This is a genomic window from Nitrospirillum bahiense (assembly GCF_007828025.1).
GTDB lineage: Bacteria > Pseudomonadota > Alphaproteobacteria > Azospirillales > Azospirillaceae > Nitrospirillum > Nitrospirillum amazonense.
The window spans coordinates 292,610-315,745 of sequence record NZ_VITO01000005.1 but is presented as its reverse complement, the minus strand read 5'-3'; the positions used below and the strand labels follow the sequence as shown (position 1 = coordinate 315,745).

18 protein-coding genes are annotated in these 23,136 nt (G+C 68.4%); 5 read left to right on the top strand and 13 right to left on the bottom strand.

The window, feature by feature from the left end:
- Window positions 1-65 precede the first annotated feature (65 nt).
- The 3 genes from FBZ88_RS09775 to FBZ88_RS09765 all read right to left on the bottom strand — a co-directional run bounded on the left by FBZ88_RS09775 (window position 66) and on the right by FBZ88_RS09765 (window position 4,856).
- Window positions 66-2,684, bottom strand: coding sequence for an MMPL family transporter (locus tag FBZ88_RS09775; RefSeq protein ID WP_211102592.1), 2,619 nt, complete (start codon window positions 2,682-2,684; stop codon window positions 66-68).
- Between the two features lie 83 nt (window positions 2,685-2,767).
- On the bottom strand, window positions 2,768-4,426 hold the full coding sequence (locus FBZ88_RS09770; protein WP_145616621.1) for a CopD family protein: 1,659 nt from the start codon (window positions 4,424-4,426) through the stop codon (window positions 2,768-2,770).
- Between the two features lie 16 nt (window positions 4,427-4,442).
- The gene (locus FBZ88_RS09765) at window positions 4,443-4,856 is read right to left on the bottom strand and encodes a copper resistance CopC family protein (protein WP_211102591.1); all 414 of its coding nucleotides are present in this window, start codon (window positions 4,854-4,856) and stop codon (window positions 4,443-4,445) included.
- 709 nt (window positions 4,857-5,565) lie between these two features.
- Between FBZ88_RS09765 and ispH the strand changes: the two genes are divergently transcribed.
- Window positions 5,566-6,486 (top strand): 4-hydroxy-3-methylbut-2-enyl diphosphate reductase, encoded by a 921-nt coding sequence (gene ispH, locus FBZ88_RS09760; RefSeq protein ID WP_145616620.1) that lies wholly within the window; start codon window positions 5,566-5,568, stop codon window positions 6,484-6,486.
- A 104-nt stretch (window positions 6,487-6,590) separates the two neighbouring features.
- Complete coding sequence (gene hpnH / locus FBZ88_RS09755; protein ID WP_040850176.1) at window positions 6,591-7,727, top strand: adenosyl-hopene transferase HpnH; 1,137 nt, start codon at window positions 6,591-6,593, stop codon at window positions 7,725-7,727.
- On the opposite strand, the gene FBZ88_RS09750 is transcribed toward hpnH, so the two are convergent.
- The 7 genes from FBZ88_RS09750 to hpnA all read right to left on the bottom strand — a co-directional run bounded on the left by FBZ88_RS09750 (window position 7,662) and on the right by hpnA (window position 15,914).
- Window positions 7,662-8,366, bottom strand: coding sequence for a phosphorylase family protein (locus tag FBZ88_RS09750; protein WP_186464305.1), 705 nt, complete (start codon window positions 8,364-8,366; stop codon window positions 7,662-7,664). The genes hpnH and FBZ88_RS09750 overlap by 66 nt on opposite strands.
- Before the next feature lie 120 nt (window positions 8,367-8,486).
- Window positions 8,487-10,478 carry a squalene--hopene cyclase gene (gene shc, locus FBZ88_RS09745; RefSeq protein ID WP_145616618.1) on the bottom strand — a complete coding sequence of 664 codons (1,992 nt, stop codon included), beginning with the start codon at window positions 10,476-10,478 and terminating at the stop codon, window positions 8,487-8,489.
- A 127-nt stretch (window positions 10,479-10,605) separates the two neighbouring features.
- A complete protein-coding gene (gene hpnE / locus FBZ88_RS09740) occupies window positions 10,606-11,895 on the bottom strand; it encodes a hydroxysqualene dehydroxylase HpnE (protein WP_145616617.1) in 1,290 nt (429 codons plus the stop codon).
- Entirely contained in the window at window positions 11,895-12,764 is an 870-nt protein-coding gene (gene hpnD, locus FBZ88_RS09735; protein WP_246138591.1) for a presqualene diphosphate synthase HpnD, read from the bottom strand. The genes hpnE and hpnD overlap by 1 nt, the downstream gene beginning before the upstream one ends.
- On the bottom strand, window positions 12,761-13,639 hold the full coding sequence (gene hpnC / locus FBZ88_RS09730) for a squalene synthase HpnC (RefSeq protein ID WP_145616616.1): 879 nt from the start codon (window positions 13,637-13,639) through the stop codon (window positions 12,761-12,763). The genes hpnD and hpnC overlap by 4 nt, the downstream gene beginning before the upstream one ends.
- Entirely contained in the window at window positions 13,636-14,916 is a 1,281-nt protein-coding gene (locus FBZ88_RS09725) for a glycosyltransferase (protein WP_145616615.1), read from the bottom strand. The genes hpnC and FBZ88_RS09725 overlap by 4 nt, the downstream gene beginning before the upstream one ends.
- Window positions 14,913-15,914 (bottom strand): hopanoid-associated sugar epimerase, encoded by a 1,002-nt coding sequence (gene hpnA, locus FBZ88_RS09720; protein WP_145616614.1) that lies wholly within the window; start codon window positions 15,912-15,914, stop codon window positions 14,913-14,915. The genes FBZ88_RS09725 and hpnA overlap by 4 nt, the downstream gene beginning before the upstream one ends.
- 489 nt (window positions 15,915-16,403) lie before the next feature.
- On the opposite strand from hpnA, the gene FBZ88_RS09715 reads away from it, so the two are divergent.
- The gene (locus FBZ88_RS09715) at window positions 16,404-17,201 is read left to right on the top strand and encodes a hypothetical protein (protein ID WP_145616613.1); all 798 of its coding nucleotides are present in this window, start codon (window positions 16,404-16,406) and stop codon (window positions 17,199-17,201) included.
- A gap of 60 nt (window positions 17,202-17,261) precedes the next feature.
- On the opposite strand, the gene FBZ88_RS09710 is transcribed toward FBZ88_RS09715, so the two are convergent.
- The gene (locus FBZ88_RS09710) at window positions 17,262-17,879 is read right to left on the bottom strand and encodes a TetR/AcrR family transcriptional regulator (RefSeq protein WP_145616612.1); all 618 of its coding nucleotides are present in this window, start codon (window positions 17,877-17,879) and stop codon (window positions 17,262-17,264) included.
- Between the two features lie 283 nt (window positions 17,880-18,162).
- On the opposite strand from FBZ88_RS09710, the gene FBZ88_RS09705 reads away from it, so the two are divergent.
- Window positions 18,163-19,281: an HlyD family secretion protein gene (locus FBZ88_RS09705; RefSeq protein WP_246138590.1), complete on the top strand. Its 1,119-nt coding sequence runs from the start codon at window positions 18,163-18,165 to the stop codon at window positions 19,279-19,281.
- A gap of 32 nt (window positions 19,282-19,313) precedes the next feature.
- The gene (locus FBZ88_RS09700; protein WP_246138589.1) at window positions 19,314-20,984 is read left to right on the top strand and encodes an MDR family MFS transporter; all 1,671 of its coding nucleotides are present in this window, start codon (window positions 19,314-19,316) and stop codon (window positions 20,982-20,984) included.
- A 77-nt stretch (window positions 20,985-21,061) separates the two neighbouring features.
- Here FBZ88_RS09700 and FBZ88_RS09695 read toward each other — a convergent pair whose 3' ends face one another.
- Both FBZ88_RS09695 and FBZ88_RS09690 read right to left on the bottom strand, forming a co-directional pair.
- Window positions 21,062-22,522, bottom strand: a complete 1,461-nt coding sequence (locus FBZ88_RS09695) for a methyl-accepting chemotaxis protein (protein ID WP_186464304.1) — start codon at window positions 22,520-22,522, stop codon at window positions 21,062-21,064.
- Window positions 22,523-22,549: 27 nt separating this feature from the next.
- Window positions 22,550-22,882, bottom strand: coding sequence for a hypothetical protein (locus tag FBZ88_RS09690; protein WP_145616611.1), 333 nt, complete (start codon window positions 22,880-22,882; stop codon window positions 22,550-22,552).
- Window positions 22,883-23,136: the final 254 nt, after the last annotated feature.

Sequence of the window (23,136 nt, the reverse complement as noted above, 5' to 3'; positions counted from 1 at the left end):
TCTGCCCCAAGGACGGCCAAGCGGGGTGGTGCCCGACACCGCCGCCTTAAATTATTTCGCCTAAATTATTCCGTCGGCGTCTTGGGCGGCCCCAGCAGGGCCGGCAGGAACAGCAGCGCCGTGGCCAGGATGCTGGCCAGCGAGAACACCAGCAGCTCGCCCATGCTGGCGGTGCCCGGGTGGTGGCTGGTCCACAGGCTGCCGAAAGCGGTGCCGGTGGTCAGGGCCGACAGGATGGTGGCGCGCGTCAGGCTGGAGGTCAGCGGGTTGGTCTGACCCTGCCGCCAGGCCATGACATAATAGATGTTGAAGGCCGTGCCGATGCCGAACAGCAGGGGCAGGGCGATGATGTTGGCGAAATTGATGGGCTTGCCCGCCAGGATGGCGGCGGCCAGGGTCAGCAGCGACGCCAGCGCCAGGGGCGCCAGGGTCTTCAGCACGTCGCTCACGTTGCGCAGGGTGACGGCCAGCAGGATGGTCACCAGGATCACCGCCAGTATACCCGCCTGAAGGAAGGCGTGGATGATGGTGGCGCTGCTTTCCTGGATGCTGATGGGCGTGCCGGTGGCGTCGGGGGCGATGGTCCGCACCGCCTTCACGAAGCGCTTCAGCACCCGGTTGTCGTTGCTGTCGCCCTTGGGAAAGACGGAGATGCGGGCGTGCCCGTCCGCCGCCACCCAGTCGCGCTTCAGATCCTCCGGCAGGTCCTTGAAGGTCACGGGCGTGGCCTGCAGGCTGTCGTTCACCTGGGCCAGCATGGTCTGAAGCCCGGGCTCCACCGCCTTCTGGAACAGGGGCACCACCTTTTCCGCCGGGGCGGCCAGGGCCCCCTCCAGCGCCTTCTTGAACCGCAGGGCGGAGGCACCGGCCGGGCTGGTGCCATCGGGGTTCAGCTTGTCCAGGGCGGCGACGATGCCGGTCATGGACTGGCGCACGTCCTCGATGCTGGGGGCGGGGCGCACGTCGGTGGGCGCGAGGCTGGGGCCGATCAGCGACGCGGCGTCGGAGATGGCCGCCATCTTGGCGTCCTGGTCGGTGGGGATGTAGTCGTCCAGGGTGATGGCCTGCGCCACCTCCGGCAGCTTGGACAGCTTGTCGGCCAGCGCCCGCGCCTCATCCTCCGACTTGGCCAGCACGTCGATGGTGTTGGGCGTGAACAGCGGGTCCTTCATCAGCTCCAGCACCACCGACACCGCCTCCGTCTTGGGGCTGCGCAGGTTCAGCGGGTTGAAGTCGAAGGACAGGCGCGGCAGCAGCGCGGCGCAGGCCACGGCCAGCACGGCGCCGGCGCCCAGCACCCAGCGGCGGCGGGTCAGCACCAGGCGGTCCAGGGGCGCCAACGCCTTATACCCCACTTCCACCTGCTCGCCCTTGGGCCGCAGCAGCATCAGCAGGGCCGGCAGGAAGGTGACGGACAGCAGGAAGGCGACACCCATGCCCACGCCGGCGATGATGCCCAGCTGCGACACGCCGCGGTAATCGGTGGGCAGGAAGGCCAGGAAGCCGGCGGCGGTGGCGGCTGCCGCGATGGTCAGGCCCCGGCCGACGCCGCGCCCAGCGGCGGTCAGGGCCTGGGCCAGGTCATCATGGGCCAGCCGGTCGGCGCGATAGCGGACGGAGAACTGGATGCCGAAGTCCACGCCCAGGCCCACGAACAGCACGGTGAAGGCGATGGACAGCAGATTGAACGGGCCGGTGGCGATCAGGCCGAAGGCGGCGGTGGCGGCCAGGCCGATAACCACGGTCAGCAGAATGGCGCCCACCATGCGGAAGGACTTCACCGCCAGCCACAGCAGCACCAGCACGGCGATGCCCGTCAGGCTGCCGTTGAAGGCCGCCCCTTCGCCCAGGGTGCCGAACTCCTCGTCCGCCATGGGCACCTCGCCCGTCAGGCGGACCCGGATGCCGTTCTCCGGCGTCAGGCCCAAATCCTTGGCGGTGGCGCGGATGGCGTCGGACGCCATGGCGCCCGGCTGCAGGTCGTTGAAGTCCAGCACCGGCTGCACCAGGATGAAGCGGCGCAGTTCCATGGGGTTGGGCGGCTGGCCGGACACCAGGCCGCGCCAGTTCAGGGGCACCATCTTCCCCTGGGCCGCCGCCTCCAGCGTGCCGGACAGCGCGTCGAAGGGGCGCTGAAGATCCTCCAGCTTGGCCTGGCCGTAGCTGACGCCCTGAAGATAGGTGCCCAGCGTGTCCAGCAGGCCGCGCGCCGACGGGTCGGCCGCCAGCGGCCCCAGCAGCGGCTGCGCCTGGATCAGCGACTGCATGGTGGACTGCACCTCTTCCGTGGGCAGCAGCATCAGGCCTTCGCGGTCGAAATAGGGACCGCCATCGGGGCGGAAGACGTTGCGCACCACGTCGGTGCGCTTGCGCAGGGCGTCCGCCAGCATGCGGGCGGCGCGCTCCGCCAGTTCCGGCGTCACCCCGTCCACGACGATGGCGGTCTGCTGCACCTTCTGGGGATACAGCTTGTCGAAGGCGATCTCGCGCTGGCGCCAGGTCAGCTGCGGCGACAGCAGCTTCACGGCGTCGGTGTCGATGGCGAAGTGGGTGGCGACATGGAAGGCGGCCGCCACCCCCAGCACCAGGCCGGCCAGCAAGGTCAGCTGCCAGCGCCGGCAGCAGGCGGCCACCAGGGCGGCCACCCGATCGTTAAGGCCCATCTTTCCGTCGGCGCGCGCCATGTTCGCTTCCTTGCTTCCTATGCGAAAACGGGCGCCGGTCTCCCGGCGCCCGTTCCCAGATCATCAACGCCAAGGCCTTGATATCAGGCCTCGCGGTAGGCCAGCAACAACAGGCCGACCAGGACGAAGCAGGTGGGCCAGATCCAGCCGGCCCAGCGGGCGTCGCGGCCGCTGCCCCGGATCTGCATCCAGCGGGCCGCACCCGCCGCCACGCCCAGCACCGCCAGGAACAGGTGGCTGAGCTCGATCAGCAGCTGTTCCTTGATGTTGCTGATGGCGTGGTTGTGGGTCAGCAGCAGGTCGCCACCCACGGTGGTCAGCACGGGGAAGACCAGGGCCAGGGCCTGGTTCTTCCACCGCCCGGTGCGCACACCCCATTCGAAGACGGTAAAGGCGATGATCAGCACCACGAAGATGCGGTGCTGCACCACCTCCGGATCGCGGAAGCTGTCCCAGAAGCCAACGTTGCCCATGGGCCAGGTTTCCGGATCCGACCGCAGGAACAGGAAGCCCGCCAGGATCAGGAACAACAGCGGCCAGTGCTTGGCCCAGCGCACCCCCGCCCGCTCCAGCAGGGCGAACAGGCCCACCAGCAGCACCACCAGGCCCGCCCAGTGGTGGTTGTATTCCGACCAGGCGATGTCGTCGGCGTTGCGGGGCGGCAGCTCACCGGCGCCGGGCACGAAGGCCTGCGGGCGGTTGCTGGCCTGCTGGTTCCGCCATTCCTGATCCAGCTTCTCCTGTAGGGCCGGGATGGCCAGGCTGTCGTGGCTGGGGCTTTCCAGGCGCGGCGGGATGATAGGTGTCATGCGCTCCACCACCTCGGCCCAGGTGGCGCGGTCGTCCGTCAGGTCGCTGGCCGGCGGCTGCGAGGTGATGGAGCCGGCCGCCAGCAGAATGGCGATGGCGAAGGCGATCTCGATTTCCACGAAACGGCGCACGCGGGTCAGGCTTTCGCCCTGGCCGGCGGCGAAGCGGCGGATGGTGCGGAAGTTGCCCAGGCCCAGCAGCAGCAGGATGCCCAGCATGACGCCCTTGGTCGCCGCCATGGCGCCGTAGGCCGTGCCGTAGAAGCCCTGCAGCCCGCCGATGAAACCGATGCTGATGCCGATGGCGCCCAGCACGATCAGGATGACGCCGGTGATGGACATCAGGCTGTAGCGCTGGCCAATGGCGGCACCCTCATCGCGCGACTGGGCTTGGCCCAGCGACGACAGGAAGGCCGGCAGGCCGCCCAGCCACAGGCCGGCGCCCAGGATGTGCGAGAAGGTGGCCAGCAGCATCCACACGCGCTCACCCGGGCGGGCGGCGGCGTGGCTGGTGGCCAATGAGGCGACCAGCATCAGCAGGGCCAGGGCCGTCAGCACGGCGACGCGCGGGCGGGTCATATGGCCGCGCGCCACCACCACGATGGCGATGGCCGCCAGGACCTGGACGATGCCCGCCTCGATGAAGAAGGCGCCGGCCACCTGCAGCACCGGCATTTCCAGCGTGCCGGACAGCACCAGGGCGTTCAGCGTCAGCGAGGACAGGGTGGCGATGGCCGTGGCGATGCCGCCCCAGCGGGCATAACGCGCACCGGCCTCGGCCACCGCGTCGGCGGACAGCTTCAACTGGGCCGCCAGCGGCAGGGCCAGGCAGGTCAGGAACAGCACGCTGCCGAAGGCCATGGTCATGGCCACCAGGTTGATGCCGTTCAAGACGACGGTCAGGTAACCGAAGATATCGACAAGGGTATCCACGTGCGGCAGGCCCCGATTACGGCTGGGTCACGGTGAACGGGATGTCGCCGCGGGTGGTATGCCCGTCCACGGCCAGCACCTGCCAGCGCAGCTTGTAGCTGCCGGCGAAGGGCAGGGTGACCTGGCCCGTCAGCGTCTCGTCATCCGGGCTTTCGGACATGGTCACCGGCACCTCGGTCTTGTCGGCGGCGATGACGGTCAGCTTGGACCGGGCGCGGTCGATTCGGCTGTTGAAATGCACCTTCAGGACGTTGCCGCCCACGCCCAGCGTGTCATTCACCTTGGGATTGCTGTCGATGACGATGGCGTGGGCCTGGGCCGCCGCCGGGACCAGCAGGGGCGCCAGCGCGGTACCCGCCAGGGCCATCAGGCCCAGGACCAGGAAAGGGCGGCGGGTGGGGCGGGAAACGGGGGGCCGTACGGTCGACACGGGGGGTGTTCTCCTCTGGGAACCACGAAAACAGGGGCGTGCCCGGCGGCCGCCCGCGTTCGAAGGGGCGGGACCGTCGGGCCGGGGCGGACGGGCCGCTGCCGGGGCCGGTCCGCATGCGTCAGGCGACGTTCTATCGGGCCGGTGTCGGGCGCGACAGCGTCTATGTCAATTCTTTCCGTCATCGTCCCGGCTGTGGCGACGGAGATCAAGCGTCATGCATAGCGCATCTGGGTCGCATTTGGGGCTGTGGAGGTTGCGCCACGCGTGACGTTTTGTTGCATATGCGTCGTCGACCCATCCGCCATCACGGGGCAAATGGGCCGAAGACCCCCGTATAGCCTTCCCGTCGGAAGATGTTTGCGTTTTCTGTCCACTAAAGATGCCGTTAGCGAAGGTCTAGGCCCCCCGTTGCCGCGATGCCACACGTGAAGCGCAGATCGCTCAAGCAATCGCCGCGCATTGGCACGCGTTAAATTTTGTGCAAGTCTGGCCTGACCATAGGGCGGTGGCGGATTCGATTGGCACGGGTATCTATCGCCGGTGTTCGATCGAGGCGGGGGGTCGGTTTTACCATCCGTAGCCAATATGGACCTGGCGGACCCTGTCCGGCGGGGGACAGTTGGTATCGCTAACATGTTCAAGTGGGGTGCCCCGGCGGGTCCGTTGCGGACGATGGACTTGGGGTGTCCTTCCAGGGGTTTCCGCAATGCAGGTAGTTCTCGCCCAGCCGCGGGGCTTCTGCGCCGGAGTGATCCGCGCCATCGACATCGTCGAACGGGCGCTGGAACGCCACGGCGCACCCGTTTATGTGCGGCATGAGATCGTCCATAACCAGCACGTGGTCGAAGGGTTGCGGGCCAAGGGGGCCCGGTTCGTCGAGCATTTGTCGGAGGTGCCGGCCGGCGCCCTGACCATATTCAGCGCCCACGGCGTATCGCGCGCCGTGGAGGCGGAGGCGGAGGCGCGTGAGCTGCGCGTCATCGACGCCACCTGCCCGCTGGTGTCCAAGGTGCATGCGGAGGGCAAGCGCTACGTGATGCAGGGCCGGACCGTCATCCTCATCGGCCATGCCGGCCACGCCGAGGTGGAAGGCACCCTTGGCCAGATACCGGGCGATACATATCTGGTGTCCAGTGTCGATGACGTGGAGGCCTTGCCCCTGGCGGCGGAGACGCCGGTCGCCTATGTGACGCAGACGACGCTCAGCGTGGATGACACGCGGTCGGTGATCGCGGCGCTTAAGCACCGATTCGTCGATATTCTGGGTCCTGAGACCAAGGACATCTGCTACGCCACGCAGAATCGGCAGGCCGCGGTACGGGAACTGGCCGAGGTGGCCGATCTTATCCTGGTAGTTGGGTCGGCAAACAGTTCAAATTCCAACCGCCTGCGGGAAATTGGTGAGGAACTGGGCGTGCCCAGTTACCTTGTCCCTGACGAGCGCGCCATCGACCCCGCCTGGCTGACGGGATGCGGTGTGGTGGGCGTCACAGCCGGCGCCTCGGCGCCGGAAGTACTGGTGGACGGTGTGATTGCGGCGCTGCGGCGCCTGGGGCCCATCGAATTGTCGACATTGCCGGGCATCGTGGAAGACGTTCAATTCCGCCTGCCGGAAACGCTGGCCTGACGCGCACGCCGGTTGGTGGTCTTTTGCCCGCCAATTCGGTAGACAAAATGTTTCAACCCGCGCCGCCGCGGTTAATGGCGCAGGGGTTCAAGGAGATTGAAGGCATGGGTATTCCGCTGCATCAGGTCGTCCGTATCGGCTCGTATCTTCTCAAGAAGCGGCTGACGGGCGTGAAGCGCTATCCCTTGGTCCTCATGCTGGAACCGCTGTTCCGGTGCAACCTGGCCTGTGCCGGCTGCGGCAAGATCGACTACCCGGATGAGATCCTGAACCAGCGCCTGCCGCTGGAGGATTGCCTGTCGGCGGTGGACGAGTGCGGCGCGCCCGTGGTGGTGATCGCCGGCGGCGAACCGCTGCTGCACAAAGAAATCGACCAGATGGTCGAAGGCATCATCGCGAAGAAGAAGTACGCCATCCTCTGCACCAACGCGCTGCTGATGGAAAAGAAGCTGGACCTGTTCAAGCCCAGCCCGTACTTCACCTGGTCGGTGCATCTGGACGGCGACCGCGAGGCGCACGACAAGTCGGTCTGCCAGAAGGGCACCTACGACCGCGCCGTCGCGGCCATCAAGGCGGCGAAGGATCGCGGCTTCCGCGTCAGCATCAACTGCACCTTCTTCAACGACGCCGATCCGGAGCGCGTGGCGCGCTTCTTCGACAGCGTCATGGAGATGGGGGTGGAGGGCATCACCGTCTCGCCGGGCTACGCCTATGAGCGCGCGCCCGATCAGCAGCATTTCCTGAACCGCACGGCCACCAAGAACCTGTTCCGCGAAGTCTTCAAGCGCGGCAACGGTGGCAAGAACTGGCGGTTCAACCAGTCGACCATGTTCCTGGACTTCCTGGCCGGCAACCAGGAATACCACTGCACCCCGTGGGGCAACCCCTGCCGCACCTATTTCGGCTGGCAGCGTCCCTGCTACCTCCTGGGCGAAGGCTATGCCAAGACCTTCAAGGAGCTGATGGAGGAGACGGAGTGGGACAAGTACGGCACCGGCAACTACGAGAAGTGCGCCGACTGCATGGTCCATTGCGGGTATGAGGCGACCGCCGTCACCGACACCCTGGCCAACCCGCTGAAGGCCGCCTGGGTCGGCCTGCGCGGCGTGAAGACCAGTGGCGACATGGCGCCGGAAATCAGCCTGGCCAACCAGCGCCCGGCCGAGTTCGTCTTCTCACGCCATGTCGAGAAGGCGCTGGCTGACATCCGCGCGCGCGACGCCAGCAAAGCCGCCGAGTAAGGCCTTAAACGCCGCCTCGGAATCCCGGGCCAGCCGCAACAGTTGCGGGATCTGGCCCGGTTGACGCCACAGGGACGCCAGGATCCGGAACGGGTCCGGCGTCCCGTTGTGTTTTAGGGGGGCAGTCGCCGCCGGCGGCAGGGTCATGTGGGCCGGGTCGCACACGGCGCGCAGCACCGCCACCGGCACGCCGAAGCGGGCGCCCACCCGGGCCGCAATCTGGGATTCGGTGTCGACCACCGCCGCCCCCGTGGCCGCGTACAGGGCTTGTTTGCCCGCCACCGTGTTGATGATGCATTCCTGCCCCGCCACCGGCGCCACCATGGCCCGGGGCAGCGCGTCGGCCAGTCCCGCCGTCCAGTCGGGATCGGGCAGGAAGTCGCCGCCGTCGGTGACGATGCGGTTGGCGACGACCAGAGTACCGGGTTCCAGCCCGGGCTGCAGGCCGCCGGCCAGGCCGAAGCTGAGGAAGCCGCAGGCGCCGGGGGCATGCGCCGTCAGTTCCCGCTCCGTCCGCTCAAGATCGCCCGCGCTGACCAGCGGCAACCAGCCGCGCCCGTGGGCGATGGCCGCCTCCCGCTTCAAGCCGGTGACGACGATGATGGGGCGCGCCACGACGCGCCGCTGAGCCTGGACCATGACCATTTCCCGAACACCAAAAACAAAACGCCTGGAAGGCTGACCTTCCAGGCGTCTTTATTACCCGCAGTCGCGGCGATTTACAGTTTTAAAAAGGGCCTTTTACAGGCGTCCTTTTCGTCACAGGCCAACGCTGACCAGCTTGCTGTTGCTGTTGGACAGGTTGCGGTAGCGCGCCATGGCCCATAGCGGGAAATACTTCGAATAGCCGTGGTAGCGCAGGTAGAAGATGCGGGGGAAGCCGCCGCCGCTGTAGTACTCTTCCTTCCACAGGCCATCCTCGCCCTGGTTCCGCGTCAGCCAGTCGATGCCGCGCGCCACGGCCGGATGCTCCACGGCACCGGCCGCCATCAGGCCCAGCAGGGCCCACGCGGTCTGCGAGGCGGTGGAGGGGAAGGGCTGGTAGCCGCTGTAATCCAGGGCGTAGCTCTCGCAATCCTCGCCCCAGCCGCCATCGGGGTTCTGGATCTGCACCAGCCAGTCCACCGCCCGCTTCATGGCGGGGTGGTCGGGCGACAGGCCGGCGGCGTTCAGGCCGTTCAGAGCGGACCAGGTGCCATAGATGTAATTGACGCCCCAGCGGCCGAACCAGCTGCCGTCCTTCTCCTGCTCCTTCAGCAGGTAATCGACGCCTTCCCGCATGGCCTTGCCGTCCTTGGCGGCGCCCAGCTGGGCCATCATGCCCAGGCAGCGGCCGGTGACGTCGGAGGTCGGCGGATCCAGCAGGGCGCCATGGTCGGAGAAGGGGATGTAGTTCAGGTAGTAGTGGGTGTTGTCGGCGTCGAACGCCCCCCAGCCGCCATTGCGGCTCTGCAGGCCTTCCACCCATTCGGCGCCGCGCGCCACCGTCATGTCGTAGTCGGCGGGCAGGCCGGCCGCGACCAGCTGCGGCTGGGCACGGTTGAAGGCCATCACCACCACGGCGGTGTCGTCCAGGTCGGGATAATGGTCGTTGCCGTACTGGAAGGCCCAGCCACCGGGGCGGACGTTGGGGCGCTGGTCGGCCCAGTCGCCCTTCACGTCCAGCACCTGCTCACCCTTCAGCCATTCCAAGGCCTGGCCGGTGCGGGCCAGCGCCTCTTCCGTGCCCACTTCCAGCATGGCATGGCACAGCAGGCTGGTGTCCCACACGGGGCTGACGCAGGGCTGGCAGAAGGCCTCGTCCCGCGCCTCGTCGATCACCAGCAGCTTCTCGATGGCGTAACGGGCGGTCGCGACCTCGGGATGCTTGGGCGACCAGCCCAGCAGGTCGAACATCATGACGGTGTTGGCCATGGCGGGGTAGATGGCGCCCAGGCCATCCTCTCCGTTCAGGCGTTCCCGCACGAAGGCCACCGCCTTCTCGACGGCCTTGTCACGGCTCTTCTTGGGGAAGTAGGGCTGGGCCAGGCGCAGCACGCGATCGATGACGCCGAAGATTTCGCCCCACGGCTTCTTCACGTGCGGCGCCTTGGGCCAGGACTTCACCTGATCGGCCGGAACCAGGAACAGCTCATCGATGCGCAGGTTGCACGGGTTCTTGGCCTTGGATTTCAGCGCCATCAGGACCAGCAGCGGCACGATGACCGTGCGCGCCCAATAGCTGATCTTGGTCAGGTGGAAGGGAAACCACTTGGGCAGCAGCATGATTTCCACCGGCATCACCGGCACGGCGGTCCACGGCACGGCGCCGAACTGCGCCAGCATGATGCGGGTGAAGACGTTGCTGGCGGCAGCCCCGCCGTTGTCGCGGATGGCCTGGCGGGCGCGGGCCATGTGCGGCGCGTCGATGTCGTCGCCGATGGCCTTCAGCGCGAAGTAGGCCTTTACGCTGGCGCTGATGTTGAACGCGCCGTTGTGGAACAGGGGCCAGCCGCCATGGCTGCCCTGGATGCGGCGCAGGTAGTTGCCGATGCGGCGCGCGATCTTCGGATCCGGCTCCTCACCCAGGTGGTGCCTCAGCAGAATGTATTCGGCGGGAATGGTGGCGTCCGCCTCCAGGTCGAACACCCAGTGGCCGTCGGCCGCCTGGCGGTCCATCAGGACGCGGGCCGCGCGGTCGATCGACTGCTGCAGCACCCCTTCGTTGACGCGGGCCGAAGCGGCGCCGGTGCCGACGAAATCGGCTTCCATACGAACATCCATGACCAAGCGACCTCTAGAAACGCGACTTAACCTGAAGCGGGATGATTCAACAAACGCCAAGCCGGGCTGTGCGCCAGCGCACACCTCAACCTCATGCCTGAAATGCTCAGGCGGCTCACCGTGCGGTCAGGACCGCATCCGCAGCAGTGAATCCTGAACGTATGGCGCCTTCGATGGTGGATGGCAATCCGGTAGCGGTCCAATCCCCTGCCAACGCAAGGTTTTTTCCGGCGGCCGTTGCATTCGGGCGACGCTTTGCCTGTTCTGGCAGTGCGGCAAAGGTGGCCCGTTTCTCCTTCACCACCTGCCACGGGGGCAGCGACGTGGTGGGATCAAGGTTGGCAAGGGCCGCGATCTCACCCCAAATGGTGCGCGCGGTCTCTTCACGGTCCGACTCCATCAAGCGGTCGGCGCCGCTGACGGTGACGGACACATGGTCGTCATAAGCGAAGGCCCATTCGCCAACGGTGTTGATCATGCCCGTCATCCGGGGCATGCCCGCCGGCCGGTCCAGGCGGAAATGAACGTTCAGGATGGAGCGGTGTTCCGTCGGCGTCGTCAGGCCGGGCAACAAGTCGGCCGCCACCCAGGCCGGCACCGCCAGCACTACCCGGTCCTCTGGCTTCAGCTCAATCGTTTCGGCGCCGAAATCAAGAGCGGTGACCCGCTGGTCCACACGGGTGAGGGCACGCAGGCGGCGGCGCCACACGATCTCCGCCCCCTGCGCCGCCAGCCACTCCAGTGCCGGGTCGACGAAGACGGGCGACAGGCCGCCGCTGGCCAGCAAGGGCTGGTAGGCAGCACCGCCCTGGGCCAGCGTCTCGCGGATGATGGCGCCGGCCAGGCCCGCAGCCGACTGCTCCGGCTCGGTATTGAGCGCCGCCAGCAGGACCGGGCGGAAGAAGGTGTCCCAGGCGGGGCCGGAACAGGCCAGCACTTCACCGATGGGGGCCAGCGGATCGGCCCGCATCAGCTTCCACCCGGCCAGGTAGTCGCTGGCCTTGGTGCCCGGCACGCGGCGCGAGGGCACCAGGGCCCACCACGGCAGCTTGCCGTCGTTGGGCCGCACCTGCCAGCGCCGGCCGGTGGCGCCGTCCCAGAACCGGTATTCCACCTTTTCCAGTGCCGGTTCCCGGCCAGGCCCGTGCGTGGCGCGCAAATAGGCCATGGCGGCGTGATTGCCGCTGACCATCAGGTGGCTGCCGTTGTCGATGCGGATGCCCAGGTTGGGCTCATCATACGAGCGGCAGCGGCCGCCGGCCTGGGCCGCCGCCTCATACAGGCGCACGTGGCGCCCGGCCTGGGTCAGGCGCACGGCGGCGGCCAGGCCGGCCAGGCCGGCGCCGACGACATGCACGGTGGGCCCGGGGAAGGAAGCCCCGGGGGAAGGAAGGGGGGTAGTCATCAGAACAGGAACGCCTTCAGCACGATCCACAGCAGGTGGGGCTTGGCGATGCGGACCTTGGGGCGGGACCCGGTCCAGCCGCGCACCAACAGGCGGTCCAGGTACACCTTATAGACGTCCCGCATCAGGCGCGGGGCCCGGGCGGCGCGGCGGGGGGCGGCCGCCAGCAGGCGGTCGGCCTCGCGAAAATGCTCGGCGGCCCGCACCGCCAGGTCGCGCGCCACGCCGTCGATGCGCGGGTCGGCCACCACGGTGCTGGGGTCGGTCGCGGTGATGCCGTGCTTGCGCAGCAGCTCGGCCGGCAGATACAGCCGGTTGATCGCCGCATCCTCATCCACGTCGCGCAGCACGTTGGTCAGCTGCAGGGCGCGGCCCAGATGGTGGGACAGGGCGATGCCGCTGTCCTCCGGCATGCCGAAGACGCGGACGGACAGGCGGCCCACGGCGCTGGCCACCCGGTCGCAGTACAGATCCAAGGTGGCCATGTCCGGCGCCTGGATATCGGCGTCCAGGTCCATCTGCATGCCGTCGATGATGGCGAGGAAATCGTCATGGCGCAGGCCGAAGCGCACGGTGGCGGCCTGCAGTCCGGCCAGGCTGGCGGGACCCTTGCCCTCACACACGGCGGCGATGTCGCGGCGCCATTTGTCCAAGGCCTCGCGCCGCGCCGCCTTGGTAGATGCCACGGTCGGGTCGTCGCCATCGGCGATGTCATCCACCGCCCGGCAGAAGGCGTAGATGTGGAACATGGCATCGCGTTCCGCCGGGGGCAGCACGCGCATGGCGGTGTAGAACGAGCTGCCGCTGGCGGACTTGGCCGCGGTCTCGTTCTGAGCTGTGGTTTCGGTCATCTCGGCGGCCAGGCTCATGGCTTTTTCCCCGCCGGCACGGCGCGGGTGCCGCCGCCGGTCACGCGCTGCCACAGGGTGGACAGGGCGGCGCCGGCGGCGGTGCACAGCGTTTCCATCTTGGTCAGGTGCACCCGGTCGGACAGCGGGTCGCGGATCAGCAACAGGCGCACCAGGCGGCGGGCTAGGCGCTGGATGATGGCGACCTCGATGGCCAGCCGCAGATCCTTCACCTGGGCGGCCAGCGGCTCCGCCTGGTCCAGCAGGGCGTCGGTGCGCTTGGCCAGATGATGGATGATGTCCAGCAAGGCCGGCGGCGCCGCCGGCTCCAGCAGCACGTCGGGCGTCAGGTCACCCGCGATCAGCAGGGGCAGGGGGATGTAGACGCGGTCCAGCGCCCGCTTGTCCTTGCCGCAGTCCTGCAGGTGGTTGATGACCTGCAGGGCGGCGCACAGGGCGTCCGACGCCGGCCAGGTGTCGCGGCTCTCCCCATGTACGTCCAGGACGTAGCGGCCCACCGGCATGGCGGAGTACCGGCAATAGTCCATCAGGTCGTCCCAGTCGGTGTAGCGCAGCTGGGTGACGTCGCGGCGGAAGGCGGTCAGCAGGTCGTGGGCGTGCTGGTCGGGCAGGCCACGCTCGCGCAAGACCTCGCGCAGGGCTACGGCCTCCGGCTCGTTCTCGCGCTCGCCGCGCAGGCTGGCGCCCATGGCGTCCAGCAGCTTCAGCTTCATGTCCGGCGCCAGCATGGGGCTGTCCGACACGTCGTCGGCCACGCGGGCGAAGGCGTAATAGGCCATGACCGGCGCCCGGGCGTCCCGGCGGATGATCAGCGAGGCGACGGGGAAGTTCTCGTCCTTATGGCCTTTGCCGGTGCGGTGGTTGGCTGCCGTCATGGGGTAGGGGTTCCGTTCTGGCCCGGCTGCTGACCCGTCACCGCTTGGCCTTGGCTGACCTGGACAGGATGCACATGCTGGGCTTGGGCGCGCCCTTTCCACATGCCGCCACGGCCCATCCAATGCTGGATCGCGCTGTCCACGGTCCACACGGTATAGACGATACCGATCAGCGGCAAGGTGACGGCCCGCATAGGCGACAGGCGATAGAACACCTGGATGGGGGCGAAGCTGGCCAGCATGAGGCCGACGGCGAGCGCGCCGAAGATGCCCGCCGCCTCCCGGTTGAACAGGGCCAGCAGCACGGGCGCTACATAGGTCAGCAGCATGCCCAGCACGGTGCCCGCCAGCAGCGCCGGGGAATAGTTCAGCTGCGCGTAGGCGCTGCGGATGACCATGCGGCGGATGTCGTCCACCTTGTCATAGGCGCGCAGGCTGACGGCGCGGTCGCTGAGGCCCAGCCAGATGGACCCTTGCGTCTTCAGGCGGCGCCCCAGGGCGCAGTCGTCGATCAGGGCGTCGCGGATGCTGTCGATGCCGCCGGCGCGCGCCAGCGCCTGGCGGTCCACCAGCATGCAGCCGCCGGCCGCCGCCGCCACGGTGGATCCGCTGTCGTTCACCCGGCCGAAGGGGTACAGCATCTGGAAGAAATAGATGAAGGCCGGGATGAAGGCCCGCTCCGCCCAGCTCTGGCAGCGCAGCTTGGCCATCAGGCTGACCAGCACGCGCTTCTCCGTCTGGGCGCGGGTCACCAAGCGGGTCAGCGTGTCGGGGGCGTAGGCAATGTCGGCGTCGGTCAGCCACAGGTAGTCGGGCGGAAAGTCGCCCTCCTGCGCGTGCGCGATGCCCTGGCGCACGGCCCACAGCTTGCCCGTCCAGCCCGGCGCCAGTTCCGCCCCCGTCAGCACCGTCAGCGCGGCGGTGGAGCCTGAGGACTCGGCGGCGTGGCGGGCCAGGTCGGCCGTGCCGTCGTCGCTGCCGTCGTCGACCAGCACGATGTTCAGGGCGCCGGGGTAATCCTGCGCGCCCAGGGACGCGATCACCTGGGCGATGCCGTCAGCCTCGTTGCGGGCGGGGATGATGGCGGTGACAGAAGGCCAGCCGCCCTCCAGCCCGCCATGGCCATGAGCTGGGCCGCTGGGCAGGTCTCCCGGCCTGTTGGCCGGCACCACCGCCATGTCGTCCCGTTCCAGCCCCAGCCAGAACTGGCCGCGGGCGAAGACCAGGACCACCCAGATCGCCAGGCTGATGAGGCCAATGAGGAAGATCAGGCTCATGCAAGGTACCCCGCGGTCTTGAACCAGGTGAGGGCGTCGGCCAGGGCCTGGCCGTAGGGCCGGGCGGTATAGCCCAACTCGGCCTCGGCCTTGGCCGAGGAGAAGAACATGCGGTATTTGGACATGCGCAGGCCGTCCACGGTCACGAACGGCTCGCGCTTCGTCACCTTGGCCACCGCTTCCGCCACCACGGCGATGGGCAGGATCAGGCCGCGCGGCACCGCCACCGTGGGTGGCTTGCGGCCCACCAGCCGGGCGATGTCAGCCAGCATTTGCTGCAAGGAGACGTCCTGGCCGCCCAGGATGTAGCGTTCGCCCACCCGGCCCTTCTCGAAGGCCAGCAGATGGCCCTCGGCCACATCGTCCACATGCACCAGGTTCAGGCCGGTGTCGACGAAGGCCGGCATCTTGCCGGTCGCGGCCTCGACGATGATGCGGCCGGTGGGGGTGGGGCGCAGGTCACGGGGGCCGATGGGGGTTGACGGGTTGACGATAACAGCCGGCAGGCCATCCTTGGCCACCATGTCCAGCACCGCCTGTTCCGCCAGGATCTTGCTGCGCTTGTAGGCGCCGATGGCGGCGTCCGGCGTCATCACCGCGCGTTCGTCCACGGCTACCCCGTCGGTGCGGGGGGCCAGCACGGCCACGCTGCTGGTGTAGACCACCCGCTTCAGGCGGTGGCGCACCGCCAGTTCCATGATGGCGCGGGTGCCGCGCAGGTTGTTCTGGACGATCTCTTCCGGGTTGGGCGCCCACAGGCGGTAGTCGGCCGCCACATGCAGCAGGGCGTCCGCCCCGTCCATGCCGCGTGCCAGGCTGTCCGGGTCGTTCAGGTCGCCTTCCACCACCCGCACGTCCAGGCCGGCCAGGTTGGTCGGTGGCGTCGCCGCGCGCTTCAGCACGGTGACGTCGTGGCCCCGCGCCAAGGCCACACGGGCCACGGCCGCGCCGACGAATCCCGTCGCCCCGGTGATGAACAGTCGCTGCTTATCGGCCATCGGCCTTACGGTCCCCATCAATACTTTGGTCGGCACCCATCGATCGGCGCGGACCATATCACTTCCCTGGTGCGGAGGGGAAAGGGTTGGGCACCGGCGCCCGGCGGATGGCTGGCCTGCTGCGGCGCCGATGCCACAGGTGCACCGTCGCCGCCATGGCTGCCGACCGCCGCCGGACGGCCAAGTATTTAACGGTATGTTAACTACTGTCGGCCACGCTGATGATACGGGATTTCCTGTAAATGTTGCAGCGCAAACGCGCGGCCACCCGTACTCGCCATCCTGTGTCATATACAAGATTGTCTGACCATTCGGTTATGTGCGTTCAATACTGATTGACCAAGTGGTCAGGATGCATTCAGCATCATGGGTGTAGGAGGGGCTGGCGGGATCTTGGGGATGCCATCAGTCGGATTTCCAGCAAGCGAGGTGGGTTGTCCCGAGGCGTCGCGCCTGCGGGACCTTGAAACGATCCGGGGGATTTGAGAGATGCGCGTGAAGGTCCAGTTTTTGTTGCCTGTCATTGGTGTTGCCGCCCTGGGCGGCGTGCTGGTGGCCGCTGGCCAGGTGGGCCAGGACCGGGCGGCGCGGGTTGCCCAGTCGCTGGACCAGGCACGGACCACGCTGGTGCAGGCCACGGATGTGCGGGCCATCAGCCGCGCCGTGCAGCGCGACGCGCTGAACACCCTGCTGGAACCGGCCGCCGATCGCGGCACCTTTGTCGAGCGCGCGTCCGTGCGGCTGACGGAGATGGGGCTGCTGGTCGCCGGCCTGCGCGACCGGGCCGCCGACGCGGCCTTCCTGGCGCCGCAGGCCCAGGCCCTGACGGAAATGACGGCCATGGTGACAGCCGTGCGCGGCGGTGACGAGGCCGGCGCCCTGACCCGCTTGCGCACCACCGTGGGCCCCCTGGACGCCCAGGCCGCCGGCCTGGCCCAGGCCTTCATCGACACCCAGGGCCAGGTTCTGGACGGCCTGGCGGCCGACGCCGGCCACCTGCAGGCGCAGACCAGTCGCCTGGCGGCCTGGGGCGGCGTGCTGGGCACGGCCGCGGCCATGATGATGAGCGCCCTGTTCCTGCTGGCGCTGCTGCGCCGCCCCTTGGCCCGCTGGGCCGGGGCCGGCAACGACGATCTGCGCGCCGTCATGGCCGCCGCCGCCCGGGGGGATGAACTGGGCGACTGGGCCCGCGCCCTGGTGGCTTTGCGCGACCAAGCGAAGCAGCGGGGCGGCCGCCCGGTTCGGGCCGCCCGGGCCAAGGTCAGTCCCGCGGTGCTGGCCGCCTGACGCCAGACCGGTTCCGAAAGAGATAGGGCCCGGGAGTCCCCCGACTTCCGGGCCCTTTTCCTATTTGGCCCCCTGGCCACACAGTGGCCGGGGCAGGGCGCCTTCCAGCAACTGGTTGATGTGCCGGTCCATCCACCCTGGCTCGTCCAGCGGGCTGAAACGGATCAGCAGGCGGGTGTAGAGGGCGCCGTACATCGCCTCCACCAGGGTTTCCACGTGCAGGTCGGGGCGGAACTCGCCATTGCGCTTGCCCCGCTCAATGATGTCGCGCAGGCGCTGCCGCCGGGGTTCCACCACCTTTTCATGATAGACCTTCAGCGTCGGCGGGTCGTTCTGTCCCGCCAGCACGATGCTGGCCACCACCCGGCCGGTGGCGCCGGCGAAGCTGCGGGCGATGCCGTCCAGCACGGTGCGCAGGTCGGACACGGCCGACGCCGTGTGGGGAATCGGCACCGTCAGTTCCGCATGCGCCAACAGTGCTTCCATGGCCAGGGCCCCCTTGCCCGGCCACCAGCGGTAAATGGTTGTCTTCGCCGTGCCCGAACGGGCGGCCACTCCCTCGATGGTGAAGCGTTCCAGGCCGTTTTCCTCCAGCAACTGGAAGGCGGCATCCAGGATGGCGTCCCGGGCCTGGTCTGACCGGGGCCGTCCAGGCCCCCGCATGGCTTTATCCGTCACCCTCTCTCCTCGCTCAAAATGAAGCCCCGGTTATTAAGCCGGCCCCTGGTTGACCGGGGCCGGTCTGTGATGCGCGTCGCACGGTCACGGATATGAAACGCTACACAGCGTTTCGTTTGTCGCAGTGCTCCTCACACCGGTTTCACACTACCTTACCGTTACGAAACGGACCATAGCGAAATGGTCCTTCCCGCCGACCTCCGGTTCCATTCCCGGCCCATCCTTCCTTGGGCCGGAACGCCCCCGGTCGTCCCTGCGGGTATCAGATGCAAGGAGAGTAGCGGTGAGCGGGGTTGTAAAGAAGTCTTCCGTTAAAGTATTGGCCGGCGCCGTCGCGGCCATAGCGCTTTTGGGTGGGGCCGCCGTCGGCGGGAATTACTATTGGAAGACGGGGCGCTTCCTCGAATCGACCGACGACGCCTACGTCCAGGCCGATTACACGACGGTGGCGCCCAAGGTGTCGGGCTATATCGCGGAAGTGCTGGTGGAGGACAACCAGCCGGTGAAGGCCGGCCAGGTGCTGGCCCGCATCGACGACCGCGACTTCCGCACGGCGCTGGACCAGGCCACGGCCGACGTGGCCACGGCCGAGGCCGACATCCGCAACATCCAGGCCCAGCGCACGCAGCAGCAGGCGGTGGTGGCCCAGGCCCAGGCGGCGCTGGCCGCCGACCAGGCCAACCTGACCTTCGCCCGCCAGGACCGCGACCGCTATCGCGACCTCATGAAGACCGGATTCGGCACGGTGCAGCGCGCCCAGCAGACCGAGGCGGCGGTGACGGACAAGGCATCGACCCTGCAGCGCGACCAGGCGGCCCTGGTGGCGGCGCAGAAGCAGGTGGACGTGCTGGCCACGGCCGAGGCCAAGGCCGCGACCGTGCTGGATCGCGCCCAGGCCATCGCCCGCCAGGCGGAGCTGAACCTGTCCTACACGACCATCGCCGCGCCCATCGACGGCACGGTGGGTGCCCGCACCCTGCGCGTGGGCCAGCTGGTCCAGGCCGGCACGCAGCTGATGGCCGTGGTGCCCCTGTCCCAGGTCTACGTGCTGGCCAATTTCAAGGAGACCCAGCTGACCGAGGTGCGTCCCGGCCAGCCGGTGCAGGTGACGGTGGACAGCTTCCCCGGCACCACGCTGAAGGGCCGGGTGGACAGCCTGTCGCCCGCCAGCGGCACCAGTTTCGCCCTGCTGCCGCCGGACAACGCCACCGGCAACTTCACCAAGATCGTGCAGCGCATCCCCATCAAGATCGTGCTGGATGAAGGCCAGCCCCTGGCGGGACTGCTGCGCCCCGGCATGTCGGCCGAGCCGGTGATCGATACCCGGGTGCAGCCCGCCCACGCGGCCCAGGCGCCGCAGCTGGCGACATCCACGTCAGGCCTCTACCCCATGGCCCGCTGAGGGCCGCATCGGATCGCTGAAGGCTCCAAGCCATGGCTCCCTTCGACAGCAGCACCATCCTGACCGCCGGCGGCACCCTCCCCCGCACCCTGCCGCCGGCCAGCGGCCCGGCCCCTCACGGCGGGGGCCGGGCCGCGCCCTCCATCCCGGCCGCCGACCACGTGCCGTTCAAGACCTGGCTGGCCGTGCTGGGCTCAGTGCTGGGCGCCTTCATGGCGGTGCTGAACATCCAGATCGTCAACGCCTCACTGGCCGACATCCAGGGCGGCATCGGTGCCGGCGTGGACGATGGCGGCTGGGTCGCCACCGCCTACCTGATCGGCGAGATCATCGTCATCCCGCTGTCCGGCTTCATGAGCCAGGTGTTCAGCGTGCGCCGCTACCTGATCACCAACACGGTGCTGTTCCTGGTCTTTTCCGTGGCCTGCGCCTTCGCGCAGAACCTGCAGCAGATGATTGTGCTGCGTGCCATCCAGGGTTTCTGCGGCGGCGTGCTGATCCCCATGGCCTTCACCCTCATCATCACCCTGCTGCCCAAGTCGCGGCATCCGCTGGGCCTGGCCCTGTTCGCCCTGACCGCCACCTTCGCGCCCGCCATCGGTCCCACCATCGGTGGCTACCTGACCGAGACCTACGGCTGGAAATACATCTTTTACATCAATCTGGTGCCGGGCGTGTTCATGGTCGGGGCGCTTTGGGCCTCGCTGGAGCGGGCGCCCGTGCGCCTGAGCCTGCTGCGCCAGGGTGATTGGTGGGGCATCGCCACCATGGCCGTGGGCCTGGCCTGCCTGCAGACGGTGCTGGAGGAAGGCAACAAGGACGACTGGTTCGGTTCCGCCTACATCGTGCGGCTGGCGGTCATCGCCGCCGTGGCGCTGGGCGCGTTCCTGGTCATCGAGCTCAAGGTGGCCAGGCCCCTGCTGAACCTGCGCCTGCTGGCGCGGCGCAATTTCGGCCTGGGCATCGTCGCCAACGTGCTGCTGGGGGTGGTGCTCTACGCCTCTTCCTACCTGCTGCCGCGCTACCTGGGTCAAATCCAGGGCTACAACGCCCAGCAGATTGGGTCCGTCATGGCCTGGGTGGGCCTGCCGCAGCTGGTGCTGATCCCGCTGGTGCCCCTGCTGATGAAGCGCTTCGACGCCCGCTGGCTGGCCCTGGTGGGGGCCGCCGTGTTCGCCGGCAGCAACTTCATGAACATCCACCTGTGGCTGGGCAGCGCGTCGGACCAGCTGTTCTGGCCCAACATCGTGCGCGCCTTCGGCCAGGCCCTGGTCATGACCCCCCTGTCGGTGCTGGCCACCGGCGGCATCGAGAAGGAGAACGCGGGCTCCGCCTCCGGGCTGTTCAACATGATGCGCAACCTGGGCGGCGCCGTCGGCATCGCGCTGACCCAGACCTGGCTGACCAAGCGCGAACAGTTCCATTCCAACGTCATGACGGGCCAGGTCAGCCTGTTCGGCGAAGGCACGCGACAGCACCTGGCCATGCTGCAGCGGAAGTTCATGGAACACGGCGTGCCCGACACCCTCACCGCCTGGCGCCAGGCGGTGGCGGAGGTGGACGCCGGGGTCCGCACCCAGGCCTGGCTGATGGCCTACAGCGACGCCTTCTTCTTCCTGGGCAGTGCCATGGCCCTGTCGGCCGTCGCCATCCTGTTCCTGAAGAAGGCCGCTTCCGGAGCGGACGCCGGCGGCGCGCACTGAAAACGCGGCGGGACCGTGGCCGGTCGTGACGGAGTGACCGGCTGCGGCCATGGATGACCGGGCTGTGTCCAGAGGCGTCAGGCGTTCTCCCGCAGGCGGGTCAGGAAGCCCTGGATGCCGCTGCGCATGGCGCTGGCCGTACCGTCGGCGTGGACAGCGGTGCTGCGGGTGGCGGTCACCTGGCTGGCCACCTGGGTCGCCAGGTCACTCATGCCGCCCACCGCCTCCCCCAGGCGGCGGGTGCGGTCCGACACCAACTGAATGCTGCGCGAGATCTCATCCACCGCCGCGCTTTGCTGGCCGATGACATTGGCGACCTCACCAGAGCTGGCGTCCAGGGCGGCGACCGACTGGGCGATCTCCGCCACCGCGCTGGCCGTACCCTGGGCGGCGGCCTGGATTTCCTGGATTTGCTGGGTGATGTCCTCGGTGGCCTTGGCCGTCTGGTTGGCCAGGCTTTTCACCTCGCTGGCCACGACGGCGAAGCCCTTGCCCGCCTCACCCGCCCGGGCCGCCTCAATGGTGGCGTTCAGCGCCAGCAGGTTGGTCTGCCCGGCGATGTCGCTGATCATCTGCACCACGCTGCCGATGCGGGTGGCGACCTCGCCCAAGGTCGTGACCTGGCGGTCCACCGCCTCCACCTGCGTGGCGGCCGAACGGGCGCGGCTGGCGGCGTCCTCGACGGAACGCACGATCTCCGCGATGGTCACGGCCATCTCCTCCACCGCCGCCGCCACGGTGCCGGCGTGGCTCATGGCGTCTTCCGCCTCGGCGGTGGCGCCGGTGGCGGAGCTGCGGGCGCTATCGGCCAACTGGTCCAGCGCGCCGGCGTTGTCGGACAGGTTGGTCATGGCCCCGACCAGGCGGTCCGTCTGGCCGGCGATTTCACTGGCGAACTGGTCGGCCAGGGCCAGGCGCAGGGCGACCCGCTGCTGACGGGCCTGCTGGGCCTGCTGCTCCTGCTGCTGGCGCAGGGCCTCGGTTTCGGCGGCGGCGGTTTCGGCCTTGGCCAGGGCCTTGTCCATGGCGGCGAACAGGCGCTCCAGGCTCCAGGCCAGCCACACCAGGATGCCGGTCTCCATGATGACGACGGCGGCATGGAACAACACCCGGCGCACGTCGCCCTCGCTGTCGGGGAATACCCAGGCCGGGACCAGGAAGCTGAGGGTCAGGTGATGCACGGCGGTGGCGCCGGCGGCCAGGATGATGATGCGCCAGTCGCAGAAGGCCGTCAGCATGGCCAGCACGGCGAAGTAGACCATGTGGTAGTCCAGCTGCCACGCGCCCGAGGCCGCCATGACCAGGACGGAGGTCTGCGCCACCGCCAGCAGGGCCGTCATATATTCCAGCGTCTGCCGCGGCAGGCGCAGCAGCAGGCCGCCCGTCAGCACGGCGGCCAGGGCTGCAGCGGCCAGGCCCGGCCCCATCCAGCCGTTGCCGGACAGGCCGCCGGTCAGCGCCGCCACGGGCGCGCATACCCAGAGGAACACGACGAAGACCCGAAGGGCCATGGCCCGGATGAAGGACATCTTGATCATCTTATCGCCTCGACCTTGCGAAACATGTCAGCCGCGGAAGGGCGCGGCCGCCTTGGCGGCGATACCGCACGCCTGGAAACCGTTGAGCGGCACCAGCAAGCCTCCGTCCAGGAGGGGACCGGGAAAAGGGCCGTTCCCCACCTTGACCACCCACCGTCCCGGCCCCCCGTCGACCAGCAGGACATCCGCCCGGGCCAGCGCCTGCAACTGGTCGGCCTGGTCGGTCCAGGGTGGGAACAGCGCCAGCGCGAAGCCGGCGGTGCGGTGCGGGAAGGCGGCCCCGGCCAAAGCCGGAAGCAACGACGCGATGGTGGCGATCACCGCCCACGCCAGCCCCTTGCCCGTGACCTTCGCCCCCATGCCCGCCATGACTGGAACCTTGTGTGCTCCGCCCTTAACCAATGGCGTCACGATGGCGCCCAAACCTGTGGAATGAGTTAATTCGTCTTCTAGGGCGGACGACCTATCCCGATGGACCTAAGGACGGCGTGGGCCCCGTGGCGCTGCGTCAATTCGCAAGGGGCTGCCGCGACAGGCGCGGGCCCGTTGCGCAGTGATAGCCTCACGTCCGCACCTTCGCCTAAAGTCCAGGATCACCCATGTCGAAAGGCATA

What these genes read in the sequence shown, in the direction of transcription:
- FBZ88_RS09775 (WP_211102592.1), bottom strand. Translation starts at nt 2,684, where the DNA reads ATGGCGCGCGCCGACGGAAAGATGGGCCTTAACGATCGGGTGGCCGCC.
- ispH (WP_145616620.1), top strand. Translation starts at nt 5,566, where the DNA reads ATGCAGGTAGTTCTCGCCCAGCCGCGGGGCTTCTGCGCCGGAGTGATC.
- hpnH (WP_040850176.1), top strand. Translation starts at nt 6,591, where the DNA reads ATGGGTATTCCGCTGCATCAGGTCGTCCGTATCGGCTCGTATCTTCTC.
- FBZ88_RS09750 (WP_186464305.1), bottom strand. Translation starts at nt 8,366, where the DNA reads ATGGTCCAGGCTCAGCGGCGCGTCGTGGCGCGCCCCATCATCGTCGTC.
- shc (WP_145616618.1), bottom strand. Translation starts at nt 10,478, where the DNA reads ATGGAAGCCGATTTCGTCGGCACCGGCGCCGCTTCGGCCCGCGTCAAC.
- hpnE (WP_145616617.1), bottom strand. Translation starts at nt 11,895, where the DNA reads ATGACTACCCCCCTTCCTTCCCCCGGGGCTTCCTTCCCCGGGCCCACC.
- hpnD (WP_246138591.1), bottom strand. Translation starts at nt 12,764, where the DNA reads ATGAGCCTGGCCGCCGAGATGACCGAAACCACAGCTCAGAACGAGACC.
- hpnC (WP_145616616.1), bottom strand. Translation starts at nt 13,639, where the DNA reads ATGACGGCAGCCAACCACCGCACCGGCAAAGGCCATAAGGACGAGAAC.
- FBZ88_RS09725 (WP_145616615.1), bottom strand. Translation starts at nt 14,916, where the DNA reads ATGAGCCTGATCTTCCTCATTGGCCTCATCAGCCTGGCGATCTGGGTG.
- hpnA (WP_145616614.1), bottom strand. Translation starts at nt 15,914, where the DNA reads ATGGCCGATAAGCAGCGACTGTTCATCACCGGGGCGACGGGATTCGTC.
- FBZ88_RS09715 (WP_145616613.1), top strand. Translation starts at nt 16,404, where the DNA reads ATGCGCGTGAAGGTCCAGTTTTTGTTGCCTGTCATTGGTGTTGCCGCC.
- FBZ88_RS09700 (WP_246138589.1), top strand. Translation starts at nt 19,314, where the DNA reads ATGGCTCCCTTCGACAGCAGCACCATCCTGACCGCCGGCGGCACCCTC.
- FBZ88_RS09695 (WP_186464304.1), bottom strand. Translation starts at nt 22,522, where the DNA reads ATGATCAAGATGTCCTTCATCCGGGCCATGGCCCTTCGGGTCTTCGTC.
- FBZ88_RS09690 (WP_145616611.1), bottom strand. Translation starts at nt 22,882, where the DNA reads ATGGGGGCGAAGGTCACGGGCAAGGGGCTGGCGTGGGCGGTGATCGCC.